9 protein-coding genes and 1 tRNA gene are annotated in these 8,066 nt (G+C 48.3%); all 10 read left to right on the top strand.

Annotation, left to right across the window (positions count from 1 at the left end):
* Positions 1-712 (top strand): DUF1016 domain-containing protein (locus tag FP827_03860; GenBank protein MBA3052209.1); only part of this gene is annotated, 712 nt, incomplete at its 5' end.
* Positions 713-791: 79 nt separating this feature from the next.
* Positions 792-1,736: a D-alanine--D-alanine ligase gene (locus tag FP827_03855; GenBank protein MBA3052208.1), complete on the top strand. Its 945-nt coding sequence runs from the start codon at positions 792-794 to the stop codon at positions 1,734-1,736.
* Positions 1,733-2,503, top strand: a complete 771-nt coding sequence (locus FP827_03850; protein ID MBA3052207.1) for an FtsQ-type POTRA domain-containing protein — start codon at positions 1,733-1,735, stop codon at positions 2,501-2,503. Before FP827_03855 ends, FP827_03850 begins: the two co-directional genes overlap by 4 nt.
* Positions 2,500-3,723 (top strand): cell division protein FtsA, encoded by a 1,224-nt coding sequence (gene ftsA / locus FP827_03845; GenBank protein MBA3052206.1) that lies wholly within the window; start codon positions 2,500-2,502, stop codon positions 3,721-3,723. Before FP827_03850 ends, ftsA begins: the two co-directional genes overlap by 4 nt.
* A 63-nt stretch (positions 3,724-3,786) precedes the next feature.
* Complete coding sequence (locus FP827_03840) at positions 3,787-4,866, top strand: ornithine carbamoyltransferase (protein ID MBA3052205.1); 1,080 nt, start codon at positions 3,787-3,789, stop codon at positions 4,864-4,866.
* A gap of 66 nt (positions 4,867-4,932) precedes the next feature.
* Positions 4,933-5,979 (top strand): ornithine carbamoyltransferase, encoded by a 1,047-nt coding sequence (locus tag FP827_03835; protein MBA3052204.1) that lies wholly within the window; start codon positions 4,933-4,935, stop codon positions 5,977-5,979.
* Positions 5,980-6,028: 49 nt separating this feature from the next.
* Positions 6,029-6,979, top strand: coding sequence for a carbamate kinase (gene arcC / locus FP827_03830; protein MBA3052203.1), 951 nt, complete (start codon positions 6,029-6,031; stop codon positions 6,977-6,979).
* 48 nt (positions 6,980-7,027) lie between these two features.
* A tRNA-Gly gene (locus FP827_03825) sits at positions 7,028-7,104 on the top strand.
* A 41-nt stretch (positions 7,105-7,145) separates the two neighbouring features.
* The gene (locus tag FP827_03820) at positions 7,146-7,664 is read left to right on the top strand and encodes a PTS sugar transporter subunit IIA (GenBank protein MBA3052202.1); all 519 of its coding nucleotides are present in this window, start codon (positions 7,146-7,148) and stop codon (positions 7,662-7,664) included.
* 19 nt (positions 7,665-7,683) lie between these two features.
* Positions 7,684-8,066: hypothetical protein (locus FP827_03815; GenBank protein ID MBA3052201.1), on the top strand; the 383-nt coding region annotated here is incomplete at its 3' end.

The raw sequence follows: 8,066 nt of genomic DNA, 5'->3' as shown, positions 1-8,066 counted from the left end.
TGTCATTTACATCGATGATCCTTTGAAGCGTGATTTTTATGTCGAGATGTGCCGTATAGAACGCTGGAGTACCAGAGCGCTTGAGAAAAAGATAGACAGTATGCTTTATGAGAGGACTGCTCTTTCCCGTAAACCTGAAAAATTGGTTGAATACGAGATAGCTAAACTTCGCAAAACAGATCAGCTTACTCCGGATTTGGTGTTTAAGGATCCGTATTTTCTTGATTTTCTTGGCGTAAAAGACCGCTATATTGAAAAAGATCTTGAGGATGCGATATTACGCGAAATGGAAGCGTTTTTGCTTGAACTCGGCGCGGGTTTTACTTTTGTCGCGAGGCAGAAAAGGATATCAATTGACTCCACGGATTATTATTTAGATCTTTTATTTTTTCATCGCGGGTTGCGCCGGCTGGTGGCAGTTGAGTTAAAATTGGATGATTTTAAACCGGCGCACAAGGGACAAATGGAGCTGTATTTGAGATGGCTGGCTAAATATGAAATGAAAGACGGGGAAGATTCGCCAATAGGTTTGATTTTATGCGCCGGAAAAAAAGATGAAACAATAGAATTGCTGGAAGTGGAAAAGTCAGGAATACGCGTAGCGCAATACTTAACGGAACTGCCTTCGAAACAACTGCTTGAGAAGAGATTACACGGAGCAATAAAACGCGCTCGTATGAGAATTGAGAATAAATCAAAAGTAAGGAATTGAAAGATAGCGATTATGTTAATTGGAAAAATTTGGATTTATAAGAAAAAACGATGGTTTTAATTATTTGAAGGAAGCAAACATGAAAATGAAGAAGCATTTCGCGCCCGCGCTGAAAAATATAAAGAAAATAGCGGTGCTCGCCGGCCTTTCAAAGAGCGAGAGGGAGATATCGCTCAAAACGGCCTCGGCTGTCAACGCGGCGCTGAAACGGCTGGCTTTCAAAAGCCGTATCGTTGACATAGGCCGCGGCGATATGGTCTCAAAAATCAAATCAGCCCGGGCGGATTTTTATTTCATAGCCTGCCACGGGTTATGGGGTGAAGACGGCCGTCTGCAGAGCCTGCTGGAAATAATGGCCCTGCCTTACAGCGGCTCGGGCGTGCTCGCATCCGCCATTTGCATGAATAAGGCCCTCGCCAAAACTATTTTCGCCTCGCAGGGTATAAAGACGCCCCCCGGAATTCGGATTATCAGGGGCGAAGAAAATATAATCAGCGCTGTTTCGCCTCTGCTGCCTGCCGTTATAAAACCTTCATCGGAAGGTTCTTCCGAGGGGTTGTCTATTGTTTCAAAAAGTTCTCTCATAAAGAAGGCGCTGGATAAGGCTTTCGCCTGCGGTGACGAGATAGTGGCGGAAAAATACATAAAAGGCAGGGAGTTTACCGTCGGATATCTCGCGGGGCAAGACCTTCCCGTGCTTGAAATAGTGCCGAAAAACAAATATTACGACTACGAGGCCAAATACGCTCCGGGCATGAGCGATCATATTGTCCCGGCGCGGATAGACAGAAAAGCCGCCGCCGCTCTGGGCAGGAACACTCTGAAAGTCTGTCGGGCTCTGGACATAAAAGGCGCCGCCCGTGTGGATTTTATAAGGTCCGGGGCAGGGATTTTTTACGCTCTTGAAATAAACACTATTCCGGGAATGACTGAGACGAGCCTTTTGCCGGAGGCGGCCGCCGCTGTCGGGATAAGCTTTGATGAAACTGTGACGGCTATAATAAAGGATTCTCTCAAAAGATGAAGAAGCGCCCCCGCAAAAAGAAAAAACAGGGCACCGGCTTTAAAATTCTTTTCGCGCTGTTTGTCCTGTTCGCCGTGGGCACGGCCGCGCATTTCTGTTACAATTTTTTGCGCGGCTGGGATAAGCTCAATGTCAGGAAAATAGAGATAAGGGGATTGTCGGTGCTCAATGAAGATTACGTGAAGAAACTCATAGACATGAAAACCGGAGCCAATATTTTCAGCTATAAACTGGATGAGGATCTGTTCCTGAAAGAACAGTGGATAGACCGAGCGAAGATAAGAAGGATTTTTCCCGGAAAGATAATCGTGAAGATCAAAGAGCGTATTCCCGCGGCCATGTTCATTGAGAACGGCCGGAAATTTATAGTCACCCTGGACAATAAGATCGTCAGGAGCGTTTCTGCCGCCGAACAAAAATACAAGATCCCGCTGTGGAGCGATTACAATGAGGCGGCATCCGGGAGGCGCGATGAGATCATGGCGTTTTTAAAGGATATCAGGGATACGGAAAACAAGTTCTACGAGGCTATAATTTCTTTTTCAATGGAGGGGGAATCGCTTAAAATGAATATGGCCGATTGCGCGGTTATATTCGGCAGCCCCGAACGGGAACTTGTCCGGGAAAAAGTGGAGTCTGTGGGCAAAGTTATAAAAGACGCCGCTTCAAAAGGCCGGAAGATCCAGTACATAGATTTGCGCCCATTTACAAAAAAAATGCGAAGTGCTATCATAAAATTTCATAAAGGAGTTGAAAATAATAAATGACAGGTGAAAGCATCAGGGCCGGACTTGAAATAGGGTCGTCACACATCAAATGCGTGATAGGCGATGTCGTCGGTGAGCAGATAAAAGTTCTCGGCTATGATTCCAGGCCCTGCAAAGGTATAAGAGAGGGAATCATCATAGATATTCCCCAAACTGTCGAATCCATAAGAGAAGTCATAGAAAGCGCTGAAGACAAGGCGCAAACCAATATTAATTACGTTTCACTCGGCGTGCACGGGATGCACATATCAAGCCAGGATCACCACGCCGCCATAGCGGTCATGTCTCAGGACCAGGAGGTGAGCTTCAACGAGGTGAAGCAGGTGCTCCAGGCCGCGCGCAGCAGCATACCGAATTCCGAGGATGAGATAATACACACGATACCGCTTGAATATATGGTGGATAATCAGAGGGGGATAATGAACCCCAAGGGGATGGCGGCGAAACATCTTCAGGTGAATGTGCATAATATTATAGCCAAAGCGTCGATGCTGACTAATATAAGGAAATGCGTGGAGAAGGCGGGGTTTGAGATACAGAACACCATCCTCTCCTCGCTGGCCGCCGCGGAACTTGTTCTTCTTGATGATGAAAAGGCTCTCGGCTGCATACTCATAGACATAGGCGGCAGCCTTTGCGAAACATCCTACTTTAATAAAGGCGGGATAAGAGGCTTTTTCGCGACCCGCAACGGCAGCGATTACATAACCAACGATATAGCCAGGGAGATCAAATCTTCGCGCCTGGAAGCGGCCAGGATCAAAGAGGATTTCGGTTTTGCCACGCAGGCGCACATCCCCAAAGAAGGCAAAATAGAGATCACAAGGATAGACGGCAGGACCAAGGATGAGGTGAGCCTTAAAGATATATCGGAAATAATAAGCGGGCGTCTCGCGGATATTTTCGGCAAGAGCGGCATCAAGGGGAAACTTGAGGCTATGAAGATCAATCCTGATCTTGTGCCGAGCTGCATTCTTGTCGGCGGCGGAGCCAAACTGCCGGGGATGGAGGATTATGTGCGCGCGGAGCTCGGTTTTCAGACGCGGCTGGGATACCCCGCCAATTGCGCGGGCGACGCGGCTGTTGTGGATGATGTTTCATGGACATCTGTTCTGGGCCTGCTCAAATACGATGTGAGCAAGGAATCCCCGTCGCTGACCGCCCCCGGCCACCGCAAACGCAGAAAAGGCCTTATTGAATGGCTTAAGAGCATGTTTTAGGATTGTTGTTTTTTTGGGTAAGTACAAAATTTAGAATTTGACATTTTCAAGGAGGAAAACAGAGTGAGAACGAACGGTTTTTTGGGAAGGGACTGGCTTGATCCGGAATTCAGCTACACAAAAGAAGAATGGGAAACCTTGATGGAGGTCGGCTTTGAACTGAAACGCCGCTTTCAGCTTGGACTGGACACCTCTAACATTTTAAAAGGAAAAACGCTTTTTACGATGTTTTTTAACCAGTCGCTGCGCACAAGAAGCACTTTTGACGCGGGCATTCAGCAGCTGGGCGGTTTCCACTGCTCATTAGAACCGGGCAAAACTTATACTCCCGCCAGAAAAGGTTTTGATATACCTTATGAAACAGAACGGATAAAAGACGTGGCCGAAATGCTCAGCCGGGTCGGAGATGCTATAGCGATAAGAATGTATGGACCGCCTGCCGGATGGAATTACGGATTTGCCCATGCGACTATGGAAGAATTTGCCGAATATTCGGCGGCTCCCGTCATAAACATGGAATGTGATATATACCATCCCTGCCAGGCATTAGCGGATGTTATGACCATCAAAGAGAAATTCGGATCATTCAAAGGCAAGAAACTTACAATGTCATTTGCTTATTCCGGTTCTATAGAGAAACCCAGGGCAGTACCGCAGAGTGTTATACTTGCCGCGACCCTTATGGGAATGGATGTGACACTTGCTCATCCGGAAGGATATGACCTGGATCCGAATGTTATTGCGAAATGCAAGCAGAATGCCGCTCAGGTAGATGGTTCGTTTAAAATCACAAATGATTTCAACGAAGGTTTCAAGGGCGCTGATGTGGTTTATCCGAAAGCCTGGGGCTCGACGACTTGTTTCAATTATTTCGATCCCAAAACCGGAAAAAAGATAAAGGATCAGGATCATGACGAAGCAAGACGGGTGAATGAACTTGCGAAAGGCTGGATGACAACCCAGGCGCAGATGGATCTTACCGATAAGAACGCGGTATATATGCACTGTTTACCTGCCGACCGAGGCCAGGAAGTGACGGATGAAGTTATCGACGGACCTAAGTCAATAGTTATCGACGAAGCGGAAAACAGGCTTCACGCGCATAAGGCGATCATGTCATTGCTGATGGGCGGCCGGCTGTAAGAATTTTTCAATTTTGAGCTTATTGAAAGATTGAAATTGTAAATTTAAATAAACAGGGAGAAGTAAATGGCAAAGTCAAAAATGTTCGGTAAAGATGTTGTGACCACGCAGGAACTTTCGGTTGAGGAAATAGAGGAAATACTGTCTCTGGCCGTGAAGATGAAGGCGAACCGTTACGGTGAGCCCTACAACAGTCTTCTGGCTTTTAAGACATTCATCATGTTCTTCTATAATCCGTCGCTGAGAACAAGGCAGTCTTTTGAGGCCGCGGCGACGGAACTCGGGGGACACGCCCAGTTCATCGAACCCAAGGCAATGAGGCTCAAGAGCGTCAAGAAGGGAGTTGAGGTAGCGGGTGAGACGATCCACGACGCCGCGAAGGTCATGGCGAGGTTCGCCGTGGGCATAGGGATAAGGATACTTGAAACATCCGTCGACAATTACGGCGACGGCAATAAGATCCTCAGGGAATATGCCAAGTACGCGGATGTGCCGATAATCAACATGGCGGATGATATCTATCATCCCTGCCAGGGCCTTGCCGATATCATGGGGATGAGGGAGCACAACAACAATCAGCCCACCAAAGGCAAGACTATTGTCCAGACCTGGGCGAAAGGGGCTCTTGCCCGCAGCTATTGTTCCGTGCACGAAAGCCTTCTTCTAAACTCCCGCCTGGGAGTCAATGTGAAGCTCGCTTATCCGGACGATAACTATTCGCTTCCCGAAAACATAGTCGAGCAGGCGAAGAAAAACGCCGAAGCCGCCGGCGGCACTTTTGAGATCGTCAAAGGCGATCCGAGGGCCGCGTATAAGGGCGCTGATTATGTTTATTCGCGCAACTGGTTCGGTAAAGACTTCTATGAGATAGGCAAAGAGGCCGAGATAAAGCGCGCCTCAAGTGATAAGTACAAAGACTGGATCTGCGATGAAGATAAAATGAAAACCGCAAATCCCGGGGCGAAGTTTATCCATCCCATGCCTGTCGACGAGGGCGCCGAGGTCACGCGTGAAGTGAACCAGGGCCCGCGCAGCATAGTTTTGGATATCGCCGAAAACCGGCTTCATGTTCAGAAAGCCATTATGGCTTTGACGATGTCGGATAAGCTTTAATCATTTCCGGCCGATCAAAAAACAGAAGGGTACAATTGAGGAGGAACAAATGGGCAAGGTAGCAGTCGTGGCTGTTGGTGGTAATTCACTCATAAAAGACAAGGCGCATTCATCCGTGCCGGACCAGTATATGTGTGTCGTCGAGACGGTGAAGCACATAGCCGATATGATCGACCGGGGTTGGAATGTCGTGATATCACACGGCAACGGCCCTCAGGTAGGTTTTATGCTTTTAAGGAGCGAGGCCGGGATAAAAGAAGGTTTGCATCCGATTCCCATGGACTCCTGCGGAGCCGATACACAGGGCTCTATAGGTTATAATTTTCAGCAGGCGCTTTCAAACGAGTTCCGCCGCAGGGGTATAAAGAGAGAAGTTGCCACGGTTGTGACAAGGGTTCTTGTGGATAAGGAAGACCCCGCGTTTCAGAATCCCTCAAAGCCGGTCGGGCCTTTTCTGACAAAAGAAGATGCTGAAGCAAGAAAGGAAAAAGAGGGTTGGGATATAGTCGAGGACGCCGGCCGAGGCTGGAGAAGGGTTGTTCCGTCGCCCTTACCCAAAGAAATACTTGAAGAAAACGCGATAGCCACGCTGGTTAAAGGCGGTTTCATTGTTGTGGCCGTGGGCGGCGGCGGCATCCCGGTGTACTATGATAAGGCGAAGAATATAATCAAAGGCTGCGCGGCTGTGATAGATAAGGATTTCGCGTCGGCTCTTCTGGCCTCCAACATAAAGGCGGATCTTCTTCTCATCTCTACGGCGGTGGAAAAAGTCTGTATTAATTTCGGTAAGCCGGATCAGAAACAGCTTGACAGGATCACGGTATCAGAAGCTAAAAAGTATATGGCCGAGGGGCATTTCGCCAAGGGCAGCATGCTTCCCAAGATCCAGGCGGTAATCAAGTTTTTTGAGAACGGCGGCAAGGAAGCTCTGATAACCTGTCCGGAAAAAATAGGCGAAGCCATGGACGGAAAGACCGGCACATGGATTGTCAAGGACTGAAAAGGGCTGGACAATCCTGGAATATTTGTCTAGGATAATCCCAATAGAGCGGGCGTAGTTCAGCTGGCTAGAACGCAACCTTGCCAAGGTTGAGGTCGTGGGTCCGAATCCCATCGCCCGCTCCAAAAATCTGGTTTTGAATTGACGGCGTCAGCAAGGAGATAAAGTGTTTTTAGAGGATGTTTTAAGTAAAAAGACCGTTGTGATAGAATTGAAGGGGCATGATAAAAATGCCATTATGGCGGAGCTGACAGAGTGCCTCGCGGCCGAAAAGGTTTTGTCGGACAAAGACGCTTTTTTAAAGGCCATCAGGGAGAGAGAGGAACTTGAATCAACGGCCATAGGCGGCGGAATAGCCATTCCGCACGCCAAGCATGAAAGTGTCAAAAGGATATTCTGCGCCATGGGAATCGTCAAGGACGGGGTGGAATTCAACGCTCTTGACAGCAAACCCGTCACAGCTGTTTTTATGGTGGCATCCCCGCCTGACCTGAACAGGGAATACATCCAGGTGGTGGCCCGAGCGGCGAGGCTGTTGAAAAGCGATGTCATGATGCAAAAAATTTTCGCGGCGTCTTCTCCGCAGGAGATAATGAAAGTCATAGCGGATTTTGACAGGATACTCCACAAAGCTTCCGTTGATGTCAGTACCAAAGAAGGCAGAGTAATTCACAAAGACATATAAAACATGGCGTCCCCGCCTTATGTTAAATAAAAAAGAACAACAGGAATTTTCCTTCCTGCTCAAAAGGGCTTTCAGTGAGGACAGGGTTCGTGACGATATCACGTCAAAATTTCTGCCGCGTGCGCGCAAGGTCAAAGCCCGCATTGTTGCCCGGGGTGATTGTCGCCTCGCGGGCATGGCTCTGCTTTCGGCTGTTTTCACCGCGAGATCTAAAAACATAAAAGTGAGAGCGCTCAAAAAGGATGCCTCGCCGGTTACCGGCGGTGAAATCGTCTGCGCTATAGAGGGCGATGCGGGCATGATATTTTCAGCGGAGAGGGCGGCGCTCAATTTTCTCTCTTTCCTTTCGGGAATAGCGACCAAAACAGCCTCTTTCAGGAAGATCATCGACGATAACTGGAT

It is taken from the genome of Candidatus Omnitrophota bacterium, assembly GCA_013791745.1.
Classification (GTDB): Bacteria; CG03; CG03; order CG03; family CG03; genus CG03.
Note: the sequence above shows the minus strand (reverse complement) of the source record. Positions and strands in the feature narration are given on the sequence as shown.